The sequence below is a fragment of the Gordonibacter sp. An230 genome (genome assembly GCF_002159915.1).
Taxonomy (GTDB): domain Bacteria; phylum Actinomycetota; class Coriobacteriia; order Coriobacteriales; family Eggerthellaceae; genus Rubneribacter.
The window spans coordinates 1-15,642 of sequence record NZ_NFJP01000008.1; the positions used below are offsets into that span (position 1 = coordinate 1).

Genomic DNA, 15,642 nt, shown 5'->3' on the forward strand with positions numbered 1-15,642 from the left:
GTGGACGAGAGCTGGGAGGCGGCCCACGGCGGGGCCGCGGACGACCCCTACGAGCGCATCGGCGCGGGCGACCAGGGGATGATGTTCGGCTACGCCTGCGACGAGACGAGCGCCCTCATGCCCATGCCCATCTACCTTGCCCAGCGCATGAGCGAGCGCCTTGCCGCCGTGCGCAAGGAAGGCGTGCTCGACTACCTGCGCCCCGACGGCAAGACCCAGGTGAGCGTGCGCTACATCGACGGCCGCCCCACGCAGGTGGAGAAGGTGGTCGTGTCCACGCAGCACGCCGAGGAGGTCCCCTACGAGCGGCTGCGCGCCGACGTGGTGGAGCAGGTGGTGCGCCCGGTGCTCGCGGCCGAGGGCGTGGAGCTCTCCCCGGACGCCGAGATCCACGTGAACCCCACGGGCCGCTTCGTCATTGGAGGCCCTATGGGCGACTGCGGGCTCACGGGCCGCAAGATCATCGTGGACACCTACGGCGGCATGGGACGGCACGGCGGCGGCGCCTTCTCCGGCAAGGACTGCACGAAGGTGGACCGCTCGGCGGCCTACGCGGCGCGCTGGGTGGCGAAGAACGTGGTGGCCGCGGGCCTCGCGCGCCGCTGCGAGGTGCAGGTGGCCTACGCCATCGGCGTGGCGCGCCCCGTGAGCGTGATGGTGGACACCTTCGGCACGGCCGCCGTGGCCGAGGCCGACATCGAGCGCGCGGTGGCCGAGGTGTTCGACCTGCGCCCCGGCGCCATTATCGACGCGCTGGATTTGCGCCGTCCCATCTACCGCAAGACGGCCGCCTACGGCCACTTCGGCCGCGAGCTGCCCGAGTTCACCTGGGAGCGCACCGACCGGGTGGACGAGCTGCGGAAGGCGTGCGGGCTGGCGTAGCCCGCATGCGGCGCGTCTGCCCGGATCCGCCTGGCGCGGCGCGGTCGGACGGGCGTCGCCGCTTTCCGCTTCGCCCTGATCGCCCTTCGCGGGCTCCGAGTCTCCGAAAGCCGGTCGGCAAGGCGGCGGGCGAGATCGACGTGCTCGATTTCGCCGTCGAAATGGCCACGGAACCGCGTTCTGGCACGGACTCCTCTGCTTTTCCTCCTGCTATTTCCTGCGACCTGGGGTTTCGGCGAAAGCTCGAAGGGGAAAAGGGGATTTTGGCCGCGATTCCGTGCCAGAGCGCGGTTTCGCGGCCAAAAAACGGCGCGCGCCGCGCATGCGGTGGCGCGCCCTGCCCGTTCTCCCGTTTGCGAGAGCGATCTTGCCGTCGTCTCCGTTTCCCCCGGCGCGCGAGGCTCTTTCGCCGGGGGGGGGGTCGTGCGCGCGAGACGCGTCTTCGCCGGAGCTTCCGGGCGCGCCGAGCCGCGCGGTTTTCGTGCGGCCTTGGCGGGCGCGCCCTTTGCGGCCCGGGCTTGGAATATACTGGACGCCATGAAGCTCGCATCGGTCATCCTCGACATACCCACGCAGGCGCTCGACGCGCCCTACACCTACGCCGTGCCCGAGGACGGCGGCGACGGCGACCTTCCCATCGAAGTGGGATGCGCCGTGCTCGTGCCGTTCCACGGTCGGCGCGCGGTGGGCTTCGTCATCGACCTGGCGCAGGCCGAGGAATGCGACTGGCTTGCCGGGTTCGATCCCGCCAATCTCAAGGGCATCGTGCGCGCGGTGAGCCGCCCTTACTTCGACGAGGAGGGCGCGGCGTGCGCGCGCTGGCTCTCGGAGCGCTACATCGCGCCGCTCTCGTCGTGCGTGCGCCTGTTCACGCCGCCGGGGGGCGTGCCCCGCATGGTGCGGTCGCGCGAGGGCTACTGGCGGCTCGAGGAGCCGACGGTAGGAGAGGTGGACGACCGTTGGGTTGTGCCCGGTCCGAAGTTCTCCTCGTTCGAAGCCCGGAGGAACGCGGTCAAACAGGCGGCCATCGTGGAGGCGCTGCGTGCAGGAGAGCTGCGCGTGGCTGAGCTTGCCGCCGAGTTCGGCGCGGTGGCCGACGCGGTCAAAACGCTTGAGCGGAAAGACGTGGTGCGCGTGGAGCGCCGCCGCCGCTTGCGCGGGGTGCCCGGAGACGCGCGCGGGCGCTCCGGGGAAGACGGCGGGTTCTCGCCCAGCCCCAAGCCTCCGCTCACAAAGGGTCAGGGTGCCGCCCTTGCGGCCATCGATGCGGCGCGCGAGCGCGGCGCGGGCGAAGTCGTGGTCGTGGACGGCGTCACGGGCTCGGGCAAAACAGAGGTGTACCTCCAGGCGATCGAGAGCGCGCTCTCGGCGGGCCGCACGGCGTGTGTGCTCGTGCCCGAAATATCGCTCACGCCGCAGACTGTGGCGCGCTTTCGCGGCCGTTTCGGCGACACGGTGGCCGTCATGCACTCGCGCATGAGCCAAGGCGAGCGCTTCGATCAGTGGGACCTCATCCGCAGCGGACAGGCGCGCGTCGTCGTCGGCGCGCGAAGCGCGCTGTTCACGCCGCTGGCCAACGTGGGGCTCTTCGTCATCGACGAGGAGCACGAGGGCTCCTACAAGCAGGACAGCGCCCCGCGCTACCGCGCGCGCGACGTGGCCGTGTGGATGGCGCGGCGCGCGGGTGCGGCGGTGGTGCTGGGCAGCGCGACGCCCTCCATCGAGACGCTGCACGCCTGCGCGAAGGATGCCGCATGGCATCGCGTCGAGCTGCCCGAGCGCGCCAACGGCAGGCCGCTTCCCGAGGTGCGCGTCGTCGACATGGCCAAGGAATTCTCCAGCGGGTCGCGCTCCATGTTCTCCGGCGCGCTTTCACGCGCGCTTGCCGAGGAGCTTTCCACGGGCCGCAAGGCGGTGCTTTTGCTCAACCAGCGCGGCTTCGCGAAATTCCTGCTTTGCCGCGAATGCGGGTTCGTGCCCGAGTGCCCGTCGTGCTCCACTTCGCTCACCTACCACGAGCGCGGAAACTTCCTCATCTGCCATCATTGCGGCTACCGCGTGCCGACGCCGCCTGCGTGCCCGGAGTGCGGCAGCCCCTACCTCAAGAAATTCGGCGCGGGCACCCAGCGCGTCGAGGCTGAGCTGCGCGCGCTGCTCAACGAGATGCCCGGCGTCGGCCCGGGCGTCCCCATCGTCCGCATGGACGCCGACACCACGTCCGGCAAAGGCGCCCACCAGCGGTTGCTCGAGGAGTTCGCCGCAGCCGATGCGGCGGTGCTCCTCGGCACGCAGATGATCGCGAAGGGGCTTGATTTCGAGGACGTCACGCTTGTCGGCGTCATCAGCGCCGATACCATGCTGAAACTTCCCGACTACCGCGCCGCGGAACGCACGTTCTCGCTGTTGGAGCAGGTGGCCGGCCGCGCCGGGCGAGCCGCGCTGCCGGGGCGGGTGCTCGTGCAGACCTACGAGGCCGCCGCTGCGCCCATACGCGCTGCTGCGGCCCACGACCGGGCGCTCTTTTTGCGCGACGAGCTGCCCAAGCGGCGCCTTCTGGGCTATCCGCCCTATGTGCGCATGGCGAACGTCCTTCTGTGGGGCAAGGACGAGCCTGCGGTGCGCGGCGCCGCGCTCGAGCTTCAGCGCGACCTCGAGTGCGCGGTGCGCGACTTTGGTGGGGATGGGTGGAGCGTGCTTCCCGCTGTGCCGTGCGTGCTCGCGAAGCTGCGCGGCACGTACCGCTGGCACGTGGTGGTGAAATGCCCTTCCGACGCCGACCTCTCTTGCGCGCTTTTGCCGCTGTTCCGGCGTCGTAAGCCTGACAAGCTCGTCAACGTGGCCGTGGACATTGATCCCGACGATCTGCTGTGACGCGCTTTCGGGCGATGCGCCGAGGCGGTTCGGAGGGGATCGAGATTCGCGGCTCGCGCTCCAGCCTTTTATGATACACTGTTTGGCTGTATCTTTGCGCCCTGCGCGCGCCCGTATGCGCCCGCACCGTCCTGTTGGAAAGGAAGATCACGTGGCCCAAGCCTCCAAGAAGCAAGCATCCGCGCAGACGAAGAACGTCTCGGCCAAAGCCCCGATCGACGCCGAGGAGATACTTGACGACGAGGCGCTCGACGCCGATCCAGACGTAGTCGGAGCGGACACGCTCGACGACGACAAGCTCGACACCGGTTTGGCCGACGACGGCGACGAGGAGGATCTGCTCGAGGGCATTCCCGAGGAGGAGCTCAAGGCGACCGTCGACGTTCAGCTACCGAAAGTGACCAAGAGCAAGGTTCGCTCATCGGCGCGCAAGCGAAGCGCCGACGCGGGAGTGACCATGCTCACGGGCGATCCGGTGCGCATGTACTTGAAGGAGATCGGCAAGGTTCCGCTGCTCACCGCAGCGGAGGAGATCGACCTGGCCATGAAGATAGAGGCCGGCGTTGCCGCCATGGAGGAGCTGGACCGCGCCGAGGACGAGGGCATCGAGCTCGACCGTCGCGAGAAGCGCCGCCTCTCTCGCATCGAGCAGGTGGGTTTGGATGCGAAGCAGCAGCTCATCGAGGCGAACCTGCGCCTTGTGGTGTCCATTGCCAAGCGCTATGTCGGCCGCGGCATGCTGTTCCTCGACCTCATCCAGGAAGGCAACCTGGGCCTCATCCGCGCGGTGGAGAAGTTCGACTACACGAAGGGCTTCAAATTCTCCACGTATGCAACGTGGTGGATCCGCCAGGCCATCACGCGCGCGATCGCCGACCAGGCCCGCACCATCCGCATCCCCGTGCACATGGTGGAGACCATCAACAAACTCGTGCGCATCCAGCGTCAGCTGCTCCAAGAGCTCGGCCGCGAGCCCAGCCCCGAGGAGATCGGCAAGGAGATGGGCCTGCCCGCCGAGCGCGTGCGCGAGATCCAGAAGATATCGCAGGAGCCCGTGTCGCTGGAAACGCCCATCGGCGAGGAGGAGGACTCCCAGCTGGGAGACTTCATCGAGGACGACGCCGCCGTGGTGCCGCCTGATGCCGCCTCGTTCAGTATGCTGCAGGAGCAGTTGGGCAAGGTGCTCGACGGTCTTGCCGAGCGCGAGCGCAAGGTCATCAGCCTGCGTTTCGGGCTCGAGGACGGCCATCCGCGCACGCTTGAGGAGGTTGGCCGCGAGTTCGGCGTCACGCGCGAGCGCATCCGCCAGATCGAGAGCAAGACGCTCGCGAAGCTGCGCCACCCCAGCCGCTCGTCCAAGCTCAAGGATTACCTTGAAGATTAAGGCTCCGTCGGCCTAGAGGTTGCCGGAGCGGCGCCGATGCTGCGCTTCGTTCCGTCGGCCTGACGGCTTCCGGAACGGTGCCGATGTTGCGAAGGGCCCTGGCACCCCGCCTTGCCGCGATGGCGAAGACTCGCGTACTGAAGTACGCTTCGCTTTCCCATTTCGTCGGTTCGGGGCGCCAGGGCCCTTCTCGCTGACTTGCTACGCCAACCCGTGCGGTTGGGCATACGGATCTGCGAGCTTCAGTTCGCGCTTCGCGCGAATCGGCCGCAGGTGCGCCGAAGTTGAGGGGATTGCGCCATGCAACAGGAAAAACTCGAATTCTTCGCCAGCTGCCTCGCCGGGTTGGAGGCTCCGCTCGCCGACGAGCTGAAGGCGCTCGGCATCAGGAGCGTGCGGCCGCTCGGCGGCGGCGTGGCTTTCTTCTGCGACGTGCGCCATGCGCTCGCGGCGTGCCTGTGGTCCCGGCTGGCCTCGCGCATCATGCTGGTGGTGGGGCGCGTGGACGCGCGCCTGGCCGACCTGCTGTTCGAGGACGCGTTGGAGCTTCCCTGGGAGGATGTGATCGCGCCCGGCGCGAGCATCGCGGTGTCGGCCCACGGCATGAACGACGAGCTGCGCAACACGCGCTTCACCGCGCTCAAGGTGAAGGACGCCGTGTGTGACCGCCTGCGCGAGGCGCGGGGGGAGCGCCCGAACGTGGACGCCGAGCGTCCCGATGCGGCCATCGACGTGCGCGTGCGCGAGAATCGCGCTACCATCTCGCTCGACCTCACCGGCGCCTCGCTCTACCGCCGCACCTATCTCGCGCCCGACGAGGGCGCGGAGGCTCCGCTCGAATGCGCGCTTGCGGCCGGGCTTTTGGCGCTGGCTGGATGGGGCGATGCGTCCGCCGCCGGCGCGGCGCTCGTCGATCCGGCATGCGGCGACGGAGCCGTGGTAGTGGAGGCGGCGGCCGTGGCGTGCGATCTCGCACCGGGGCTCTTACGGGAGCATTGGGGGTTCTTCGGTTGGGCCCAGTCCCGGCCCGAGTGGTGGAATGAGCTCATTGCCGAAGCCGATGATCGTTTCGAGCGCGGTCTGACAGCAGTCACCGCTCCGGGCACGCTCGAAAGGCCCTTGTCGGCCGCGCCCGATCTCGCGCATGTGCGCTTCGTCGGCTTGTCCGCTTCTTCACCGGCCATCGCGCGGGCGCGTGCACGCGCCAAGCGAGCGGGGCTGCGACAGGCGGTGAGCATCGAGCTGGGCGGTGCAGAGGAGGCGCGCGCGCTGACAGGGCGTGCGGTCGCCGCGGCGGAATCCTCGCGCGAACGTCGAGGCGCGGCTCCCTCTTGCTGCGAACATCGCCGCTGCCTGGTGGCGAGCGTGCTCGGCGCCCGCGAGCGCTCCTCGGAGGCGAGCGCCCAGGCCGACGCCGCCGCGTTCGCGGCGGCCGCTGCGGCGACTCCGGAGGGCTCGGCGTTCGCGGTGGCGGGCAGCGAGGCCGTGGAGGACCGCTTCGGCCGGGCGCCGGGCACGCGCGTCGAGCTCGGGCGCGACCGCGTGGCGGTGGAGGCGCTCGTGTTCCACGCGCCGCCCGCCGTCTCCGCCGTGGTCATGGTGCCCGACCCTGCCGGCGGCGCCGAGCACCGCGTGGAGGTGCTGGAGCCCGCTTCCGAGCAGTTCTCGTCCCGCCTGTTCAAGGTGGCCAAGGAGCGCCGCAAGTGGGCGCGCCGCGAGGGGGTCTCGTGCTACCGCGTCTACGACGCCGATTTGCCCGATTACGCCGTGGCCATCGACGTGTACGCGGGTGCGGGGGAGGCCGAGGGCAACACCTACCTGCATATCGCCGAGTACGCGCCGCCCTCCTCGGTCGACCCCGCCCGTGCGCGCCGGCGCTTCGACGACGTGCTGGCGCTTGCGCCGGTGGTTCTGGGCGTTCGGCCCGACCACGTGTTCGCCAAGACGCGCCGCCGCGACAAGGGCGGCTCGCAGTATCGCGACGCCGGCCGGCGCAGCTATGTGACGCAGGTCGCAGAGGACGGCTACCTCATGGAGGTGGACCTGTCGGGCTACCTGGACACGGGCATCTTCCTGGACCACCGCGCCACGCGCGAGCTCGTGGGCGCGAAGGCGGCGGGCAAGCGCTTCCTCAACCTGTTCGCCTACACGGGCACGGCCACCGTGCACGCGGCCGGCGGTGGGGCGGTGGAGACGACGACGGTGGACCTCTCGCAGACCTACCTGGACTGGGCGCGGCGCAACATGGCCGGCAACGGCTTCGCCGGGCCCGAGCACTCCTTCGAGCGCGCCGACGTCATGGCCTGGATCACCGAGTGCCGCCGCAAGCCCCTGCGCTACGACCTGATCTTCGTGGACCCGCCCACGTTCTCCAACTCGAAGGCCATGGGCAGCCGCACCTGGGACGTGCAGCGCGACCACGTGGAGCTGCTCATCGGCGTGACGCGCCTGCTCACCAAGGGCGGCGAAGCCGTGTTCTCGTGCAACCTGCGCACGTTCAAGCCCGACCTGGAGACGTTGGCCAAATACGGGGTGGCGTTGGAGGACATCACGGCGTCTACGATCCCCCACGACTTCGAGCGCAACCCCCGCATTCACCAATGCTATCTGGTGAGGCGTGCTTAGCGGAGCATGTTCATGGCGCCCCTGCCCGTGTGGGCAGGGGCGCCGAAAGGGGGCGCCGTCCTCGCTTGTCGCAACCATGGGCCTATTCAAGGCGGAAGGGGATGGCTCCGCCCTTACCTGACTGGGCGCGACCGGTTGGCGAGGAGGCGTTCGGGGTGTTGTCCTTTGAAGGTCGGTTCACCCGTTCTCGCGCACGACCTGAGCCTTGTTCTGCTCGTTCAAGGAGACGCCGTACTTTGCGGCGATGCCCCGTTTGAGGTTGACGTCGAACTCGAGGAAGCGCAACGGTTCCTCCTGCTCCCGGTTCTTCGCGCGCAGCTCGCCTAAGGCCTCCATGCTGCCGGGAAGGCCTGGATCCCAAAAACCCAGAAGCACGGGCTCATCGCTTTCGAGCACTTCGGTGCGGAACTGCTCCATCTCGGCAAGGTAACGCTCGGCTGCCGTTGCCGCTGCCGCGCCGTCGCCCACAGCTGTTGCCACCTGGCGCAGGTATTTCTGGCGCACGTCGCCGGCGGCGAACACGCCGCCTATTCCCAAGTCCATGTCATCGCCGGTGTGCAGCCAGCCACGCGAGTCGCGCGGAACCGCATCGCCGAGGAAATCGGTTGCGGGCACCATGCCGCAGAAGAAGAACACCCCTTGGCAGGGGAGGTCGCTCAGCTCGTCGGTGCGCACGTCTTTGATCTTCACGCCTTCGACCTCGTCGAGACCGTACACTTCAGCGATGGTGCTGTTGAAGAGAAAGCGCAGTTTCGGGTTCTTCAGGGCCTGCTCGGCTGCCAGTTTGTTGCAGTCCAAAACCCCTTCGTCGTGCACGACGACGATCGTGACGCTGCGGGCGAACTTCGCGATGAACTCGCTTTCCTCAATGGCCTGGTCGCCGCTGCCCAGCACGACAACGTCCTCGTCCTGGTAGAACTCGGCGTCGCAGGTGGCGCAATAGCTCACGCCGTTGCCGGCGAACTCCTTTTCGCCGGGAATGCCCAGCACGCGAGGGCTCGTGCCTGTGGCCAAGATGACGGCTTTGGCATGGTAGGTGGCTTTGCGCACGCTTACGAGCTTGTCGTCGCTCGAGAAATCCACGCTGCGCACAGTCTGCCGCCGTATCTCGGCGCCGAACTTTCGGGCATGCTCCGCCATCCGCTCCATCAGCTCGGGTCCCGTGCTCTCGTCGACGGAGGGGTAGTTCACGATCTCGCGCGTGTCGTACACGCGTCCTCCGATGTTGCCCTTCTCCAAAATGAGCGTTCGCAGGCGCGCGCGGCCCCCGTAGATGCCGGCTGCCAGGCCTGCTGGGCCGCCTCCTATGACAATCAGGTCGAAGTATTCTTCCATGCAAAATTCTCCTTGACAACAACAATTTATTCCCTTTCGCCCGCGCGGAGGCGAGGCGGGCGACTCGGCGCTACAGCGCCTCGATCCGGTCGGCGAAGTCGTCCTCGCTCGCGTCTCCGGTTATGCGGCTTTGAGCTTCGCCGTCGGCGAAGAACAGGGTTTGCGGCACGCCTTTAAGATGCTGCTTCGCCATCAGGCCTGGCTGCTCTTCCACGTCCACTTCGAAGAAAGGGACAGAAGGATAGTCTTCCTTCAGCGCCTCGAGCTTGGCATGCACGCTTTTGCACACCGTGCAAGATTTGCGGGAGAACAGCACGAGGCAGTGCTCCCCATCGTCTTCGACGATCTCCTCGAATGCCGCCGCATTCAGCGATTCGAACGCGCTCATGCCGTCGCTCCTTTCTCGGCGGCGGGCGCTTCCCCCGCCGGCTTCTCGACGTCGTTTCGGTACATCTTCTTCAACACGACAGCTCCAGCGATGATGCCGACGACTCCCACGATGCCCACCGGTATGGCTATCAGGCCCCAATTGCCGGTCAGGTCGACCACCGGCCCGCACACAACCGGTCCGAGCATTGCCGCGAGTCCCGAGAAGAAGGACAGCAAGCCCATGCTCACGGGAACTGCGTGAGGCGGCACGGCGTCGGGCGCGAGGTTGTGGGCCATGGGCCCGATAAGCTGCATTCCGGTGCCGCACAGCAAGATGGCCACGATATCGAGAGGAATCGAGGGCAGGTTCCACATGAGCACGCCGCCCACGACGCTGAAGAAGGTGAGAACGAAGAAGATCTTGGGATGGTGCCTGTTCTCGATCTTGTTCAACGCGAACCCGAACGTAAGGCACAGGAAGATCATCCAGTAGGTGTGCACGGTCGAGACCGAATTCGCCTCAGCCGAGGGAATGCCCAGCGTGCTCTGTAGAAACGTGGGATAGTAGGACATGTAGACGTTGAACGCGAAGATGGCCGCGAAGAACACGATGCAGATGCACATGCAGGCCGGGTTCTTCAAGCACTCGCCCCAACCGCTTTTCCTCTTCGGCGCGCCGCCTTTCTTTGCCGCGGCGTTGCTTCGGGCCTTGTCCTGGTCGGACGCCACCTTGCAGAACAGAAGGTTCAAGATGAAGGCGATCACAAGCAATGCGGCGGAGGCGAGCCAGATGGCGTGCCAGCCATACAGCGGGGTGAGGATGTTGCACAGGTTGAGCGCGAGCAGCGTTCCCATCGTGGACCAGATGGACCAGAGCGTCATGGGCAGCCCGCGTTTCTCGGCCGGGAACGCTTCAGTGATGATCACGGGCGCTACGATGAACACGAACCCCACGCTGATGCCCTCGCAGAACCGCGTTACGGCGAGCGTGACGAAATCGGGCGCGAAGAAGCCCAAGATGTTGAAGACGAAGCACCAGGCAAGTCCGAACAGCCACACCCTGCGCACGCCGAACTTGCTCACGATGGAGCCGCCGGGCAGCGCGGTGAGGAGGTTGGCCAGGGCGACGATGCTTATGAGCATGCCCGCCATGGTGACGTCGATGCCGTAATCGTCCTTGATGAAGGACATCGTGCCGGTCACCTTGAACTGCGAAACGGCGACGCAGATGGAGCCGATGACTGCGACGACGAACACGAGCCATCGATTCGGCAGGTTTGACTTGGTCTGTTCCATGTTCCCCTCTCCTTTTTTCGGCTCGAAGAAAACCTGCGCGGCGGATCGCGCCGCGCAGGTTCACCGCCTTGCAGGGGCCGGCTGCCGGCCGAGCCGACAGCCGGCCTTTCGCATTAGTTGAGCTTGTCCACGCAGTGGGCCATGTTGGCGTGGAAGCCCTTGGCGCCTTCGACCGTGACCTCGGCCTCGTCGTAGCCGGTCGCCTCGGCACCGGGCAGGCGGAACGTGGCATTGTCGGTGCGGGGGATGGCGACCTCCTCCGGCTTCTCAAGCTGGGGGATCCACTCGTACGGGATGCGGTAGGCTCGGTAGAGCAGGGCGGGGCCCACGTCGGGGTAGACGTATTCCCATACCAGCTCCTTCTCGGGCGTCATCTCCATGATGCGTCCCGTGGTGCCCTCGCAGATGAGCGTGTTTCCGTTCTCCAGGCGCTGTGCGTTGCTGGTGAGCGGCGAGTAGAAGTGGTGCGCTGTGAATGGGAAGCCTACGATCTGCGAGGTGTCGCTGCACTCCCAAACGACCTTGAGGGTTACCGGGTCGAACTCCACCACGCGCGATCCGTCGCGACGCTCGGCTTTCAGGCCTAGCTTCGACACTTGGGAAGGCGCGCCGTAGCCGGCCCATCCGCCGTTGTCGTAGACCATGATGTTGCCTGCGCCCGGCAATCCCTTGGGTATCATGTGGGTGTGATGCGGGCCGATGATGGCGCCGAGGATGCGGAGCTCTCGGGTTTTCGTGTAGTCGGGACCGATCTTCCAGACGATGTCGCCGGTTTCGTGGTCGACGATCCATAGCATGTTCGACTCGCGGGAGTCCATGATGATGTTGTCGGGCTTGAAGCGTTCGTCGCCCTCGTCGTACCAGTGGTTGGGGCCCAGGTAGCTGGCGCAGTTCACATGGAAAAGGTCTCCTTCGCCTTCGGCGCCCGCCTCTTGCGTGTTCGGATCGCGGAAGATCACGTTTTTCTGGGCTTCGGTGAAGTTGAAGTCGTTGATGTGGTCGAGCGTGCTCCACTCCCACAGTACGTTGCCCTCGCGGTCGACCTCGATCAGGCGGTCGTCCAGAAGAAGCTGCGGCGAGATCTTGGGCTTGCGCACGTTGTTGTGCGTGAGGATAAGCATCTTGTTGAAGTCGTTGGACGATTCTTGTCCGGGAACGGGGTAACCTACCGGGTTGCCTTCGATCTGGTAGTCGTGGTGCGCGCGGGCGACCCACTGCTCCCCGGCATCACCGTCGTTGACCTGCTGATTGCGGTTGAACGTCCATTCGACGTTGCCGTCCCAGTCGACCTCGGTCACATCGGTCTGGTCTTGGTAGGCGGCTTGCGGGTCGCGCTCACCCAAGTGCCCGAACAAGTGGCCTCCGGGGATCATCTTGCAAGGAAACCCTTGGAAGTCCTTCCAGAAACGCACGGCCTTACCGTTCATGTTGATGAGGAGAACGCCCTTGTTCGGTCCCGTGAACAGGGTGTAGCCGTTTTGGCACTTTTCAGGATCGTAGATCGTCGTCCCCGTCGGAAACACCGTTGGTCTTCCCATGATTGCCCTCTTTCCCTTGATGACGCTTTGCCTTATACGCACACAGCTTTCGCTGAAATGCCCTCTCGGACAAATGCGAAACCGTGGAACCTGCCAAGCTGAGATGCGGGAAGCACCATGGGAGCCGCTTTTTGCCGCACTCGACCAGCCTGCGTGTTGCTGCAGGTCAACCATTGCGTTTTCGCGTTGTCGTTCTGGAAAGCCTATTTCGTTAGCGGTATTAAGCCATAGTGCCTGCGCAAAAGTCTGTCGCATATCCAACACTTTTGCATGGGGGCCATTGCATTTTCAAATCGCGAAGCGGGCGATGATGTGCGGGTTTTCACGGGAGCGTCGGACGTCTTCTTCTGCGACGAGGGTTTCGCAAGAACGAAAGCGCGAGGGCGCGCGTCGCGCCCTCGCATCGTTTCGAGCAGTCTTTAACTTTGCATAGGAAAAGGCGGCTCCGCGAGGACGGCGCCGCGCTTGGCGGTTTTTCCGTTCACCGCCTGGAGCGCAGCCGAAGGACCGTTCCCTGAGGCGTGGCGCTCTTCCGCTGTATTAGCGTGGCTACACGAGCCTCTCGAGGCCTGGGCGGTCGAGGACCTCGAGGCGGTGGTCCTTCATGCGGAAGTAGCCCATCTTCTCCATCCGCTTGGCTTCCTGGTTGAGCGACGAACGGGACACGCGAAGTTCGTTCGCCCAGATCGTCTGCGACGAGGGCAGCTCAATGCAGCCGTTCTGCGCGACGTCGTCCATCCATAGCACCCAGAAGGCTATGCGCTCCCGTATGGTTTGGTACCGCAGGCAGCACAGAAGCATCTGGTTCTTCAGCCCCCGCTTCGACAGATAGAGCATGAAGCGGTACAGCATCTGGCTGTCCGTTCTCAGCATCAACTCGAAGAACGACGTGTCGAGCCACATGACCGTGGTTTTCCTCACGGCCAGGAGGTTGTAGGTGTAGACCTTCTTGCCGGTGAAGTAGAGCAGCTCGGGGAACACGTCGTCCTTCTCGAAGTACCCGTTGCACAACTCGTGTCCGTCGACGGTGTAACGTACCGATTTCAGGCACCCTTCGGCCACGATGCCGAATTCCCTGATGGGCGATTCCTGCGCGCGGACCGTCTCGGCCGTCTTGTACGTTTGGCGTCGCAGAAAGTCGCTGTACACGGGGTGGGCCAGGCACGAGCTGGCGAAGGAGGGAAGCTTCGCGTCGTCGCCCTCGCGGGGCAGCGGGTCCCTTTCGAAAAGGGCACGGGGGGGGGGTGCGGGGGCGATGGGCTTCACAAGCTCGTTGCTGATCAAGGTAAGGCCTTTCTCGTCGTATGGGCCGCCGTCGCTCTGCAGCCTTGCGGCGGCGACGGCGGCCTTGCGGCGACCTGCGGGATCGATGCCGTCTTTTCGCATGTCAGCCTCGCTTGCGCGAGCGCGCAATCCAATAGCTCGTAGACGTCATGATAGTTCCTTTCGTCGTTGAAGCGCAACGCCCTCCTTGAGCACCTCGAACGTAGACTTCGCCGGGTCGTTCGAGGTAGGCGGCTCCTAGAAATGCCCATGTCCGCACCAGCGCGGACATGGGCGCCGGTGCGATGCCCCTCGCGTCGCGGCGCTTCCTCCTCATGGCCGCGCGCTTCGTCGAAGCACCCCTTCTCGGCGAAGCGCCTTGCGCACGGCGCGTCCAGTGCAGACGGCGGCAGGAAAGCCCTCCGCCGTCTGCGCACGTGACGACCATGCCGCAAATCCTAGCTATCGCTCATCGCCATATCCTCTTTCCCGATACCCGTCGCTTCGCACGCCGTTCGCTTCCGTCCGAGGCCGAACATCACCCACATGAAGCAGACGACGGCAAGCAGCATGGGGTAGAAGCAGGCTAGGAATATGGGCACCGGTGCAACGAGCGGCAGGGCCGGGTTGCTGGCGGCGAGGCCTGCGACGAGGGTGATGGGGGTCATGATGAAGATGGAGTTCACGGGCACGATGGCCGGGATGTTGGTTGCCATCGCCATGAGGAGGATGCTCCTGCGGTTCGCCGAGATGCCGGAGCGCTGCCCAACGTTGTCCACCACGTCCTTGAACATGATGACGGTGGGCAGCTCGGCCCCGGAGAGCAGGCAGGAGATGGCGCCTGTTCCCAAGACGACGATACCCTCGGCGCCCCGCGGTTTTTTGGCCATCTTGAGGTTCGTGAGGAAGTCGCAGATCATTTTCAGAACGCCGCCCTCGGTGGCGATCTGGATCATGCCGAACAACAGGATGCTGGAGAGCACGAGGTCCACGGAGCTGGTGATGCCGTCCATGAACACGCCGTGCACCTGCTGCTGCGCGAAGTCGATCGAGACGAGCGCTGAGGGCTCGATGAGCCCGCTGGCCATTCCAAGGACGATGCCGACGGGAATAGCCCACCCGACGCCCATGAGCAGGTTGCGGGTCTTGATGCAGATGGCCAGCAGGAGCGCGATGGGAGCGAACATGAGCAGCCCGCGCGCGTCGGCCATGCCGGACAGCTCCTGCGTTGAGGCGGTCGCATCGCCGGCGCCGCCGAGGAAGAGGAACAGCGCTGCGGACACGATGGCGATGGCCACGAGGTAGGGCGAACGCGCCTTCATCACTTCTACAAGGTCCGCCGGCTTGCCTGTGCCCGGGTCATGCTGCGAGTTGATGGTCACGTGGATTACCTGGGAGCTAGGGGACAGCGCGTCGCCGAAGAGCACGCCGCTGATCATCGCCCCCACGAGCACGGTGGCATCCGCTCCCAACATGATGCCTGTCGGGTAGAAGATGGGCACCAGCGCCATCAGGGCGGGAAAGGGGGCGCCTGAGCCCATGGAGAAGATGGCGCATCCGATGAACACCAGGACGACGAAGGAACCCCCTTGAAGCCCGATGTTCAAACCTGCCCAGAGAAGTCCGCTGCCGATGCCGCCTGCGACCAGGATCTTGCCGAAGATGGCGATGATGATGAAGATGAAGATGAGGTTGGCGTTGCCGAACTGGGTGAGGCCCCGCACGCACGAAGCCCAGTACTCGAGCTTGTTCCTGCAAAGGAAAAAGCCGGTGAGCAGGCCGATGATGGAAGCGAAAATGAGCGCTTCCATGCCGTAGTAGTGCACGCCGATGGTGATGATGGCCGCGATGGTCATGTAGAGCAGGATGGGGAGAGCTGCGAAAACCTGAGTGCCGTAGAATTGCAAAGCGAAGTGCCCGTCTTTGCCGTCAACCCGTTTTTGAGCCAAGGCAAACACCGCCTCTCTATGTAGTTGTCCACCAGGGCCCCGTTCCTATGCTTCCTATTAAGCCATGCGCGTTCGGATAAAGCCTGTTGGCAGTGCAACACTTTTCTCATCCGCTATCGAGATTTCGCAT

General features: G+C 65.5%; 10 protein-coding genes. 4 read left to right on the top strand and 6 right to left on the bottom strand.

From position 1 onward, the window contains the following. The 4 genes from metK to B5F40_RS05575 all read left to right on the top strand — a co-directional run. Positions 1 to 882: methionine adenosyltransferase (gene metK, locus B5F40_RS05560; RefSeq protein WP_087193391.1), on the top strand; the 882-nt coding region annotated here is incomplete at its 5' end. 537 nt (positions 883 to 1,419) lie between these two features. Continuing rightward, positions 1,420 to 3,753 (top strand): replication restart helicase PriA, encoded by a 2,334-nt coding sequence (gene priA, locus B5F40_RS05565; protein ID WP_087193498.1) that lies wholly within the window; start codon positions 1,420 to 1,422, stop codon positions 3,751 to 3,753. 151 nt (positions 3,754 to 3,904) lie between these two features. Next, a complete protein-coding gene (gene rpoD / locus B5F40_RS05570) occupies positions 3,905 to 5,137 on the top strand; it encodes an RNA polymerase sigma factor RpoD (RefSeq protein WP_087193392.1) in 1,233 nt (410 codons plus the stop codon). A 300-nt stretch (positions 5,138 to 5,437) separates the two neighbouring features. Next, positions 5,438 to 7,762 (top strand): class I SAM-dependent methyltransferase, encoded by a 2,325-nt coding sequence (locus B5F40_RS05575; protein ID WP_087193393.1) that lies wholly within the window; start codon positions 5,438 to 5,440, stop codon positions 7,760 to 7,762. Positions 7,763 to 7,939: 177 nt separating this feature from the next. On the opposite strand, the gene B5F40_RS05580 is transcribed toward B5F40_RS05575, so the two are convergent. The 6 genes from B5F40_RS05580 to B5F40_RS05605 all read right to left on the bottom strand — a co-directional run bounded on the left by B5F40_RS05580 (position 7,940) and on the right by B5F40_RS05605 (position 15,512). After that, the gene (locus B5F40_RS05580) at positions 7,940 to 9,097 is read right to left on the bottom strand and encodes an FAD-dependent oxidoreductase (RefSeq protein WP_087193394.1); all 1,158 of its coding nucleotides are present in this window, start codon (positions 9,095 to 9,097) and stop codon (positions 7,940 to 7,942) included. Between the two features lie 70 nt (positions 9,098 to 9,167). Then, entirely contained in the window at positions 9,168 to 9,485 is a 318-nt protein-coding gene (locus tag B5F40_RS05585) for a thioredoxin family protein (protein ID WP_087193395.1), read from the bottom strand. Continuing rightward, a complete protein-coding gene (locus tag B5F40_RS05590; protein ID WP_087193396.1) occupies positions 9,482 to 10,762 on the bottom strand; it encodes an MFS transporter in 1,281 nt (426 codons plus the stop codon). The genes B5F40_RS05585 and B5F40_RS05590 overlap by 4 nt, the downstream gene beginning before the upstream one ends. 113 nt (positions 10,763 to 10,875) lie before the next feature. Further along, a complete protein-coding gene (locus tag B5F40_RS05595) occupies positions 10,876 to 12,300 on the bottom strand; it encodes an aryl-sulfate sulfotransferase (protein ID WP_087193397.1) in 1,425 nt (474 codons plus the stop codon). 549 nt (positions 12,301 to 12,849) lie between these two features. Further along, a complete protein-coding gene (locus tag B5F40_RS05600; RefSeq protein WP_204217342.1) occupies positions 12,850 to 13,686 on the bottom strand; it encodes a Crp/Fnr family transcriptional regulator in 837 nt (278 codons plus the stop codon). 335 nt (positions 13,687 to 14,021) lie between these two features. Continuing rightward, positions 14,022 to 15,512, bottom strand: a complete 1,491-nt coding sequence (locus B5F40_RS05605) for a hypothetical protein (RefSeq protein ID WP_087193500.1) — start codon at positions 15,510 to 15,512, stop codon at positions 14,022 to 14,024. Positions 15,513 to 15,642 lie beyond the last annotated feature (130 nt).

What these genes read in the sequence shown, in the direction of transcription:
- priA (WP_087193498.1), top strand. Translation starts at nt 1,420, where the DNA reads ATGAAGCTCGCATCGGTCATCCTCGACATACCCACGCAGGCGCTCGAC.
- B5F40_RS05575 (WP_087193393.1), top strand. Translation starts at nt 5,438, where the DNA reads ATGCAACAGGAAAAACTCGAATTCTTCGCCAGCTGCCTCGCCGGGTTG.
- B5F40_RS05580 (WP_087193394.1), bottom strand. Translation starts at nt 9,097, where the DNA reads ATGGAAGAATACTTCGACCTGATTGTCATAGGAGGCGGCCCAGCAGGC.
- B5F40_RS05585 (WP_087193395.1), bottom strand. Translation starts at nt 9,485, where the DNA reads ATGAGCGCGTTCGAATCGCTGAATGCGGCGGCATTCGAGGAGATCGTC.
- B5F40_RS05590 (WP_087193396.1), bottom strand. Translation starts at nt 10,762, where the DNA reads ATGGAACAGACCAAGTCAAACCTGCCGAATCGATGGCTCGTGTTCGTC.
- B5F40_RS05595 (WP_087193397.1), bottom strand. Translation starts at nt 12,300, where the DNA reads ATGGGAAGACCAACGGTGTTTCCGACGGGGACGACGATCTACGATCCT.
- B5F40_RS05600 (WP_204217342.1), bottom strand. Translation starts at nt 13,686, where the DNA reads ATGCGAAAAGACGGCATCGATCCCGCAGGTCGCCGCAAGGCCGCCGTC.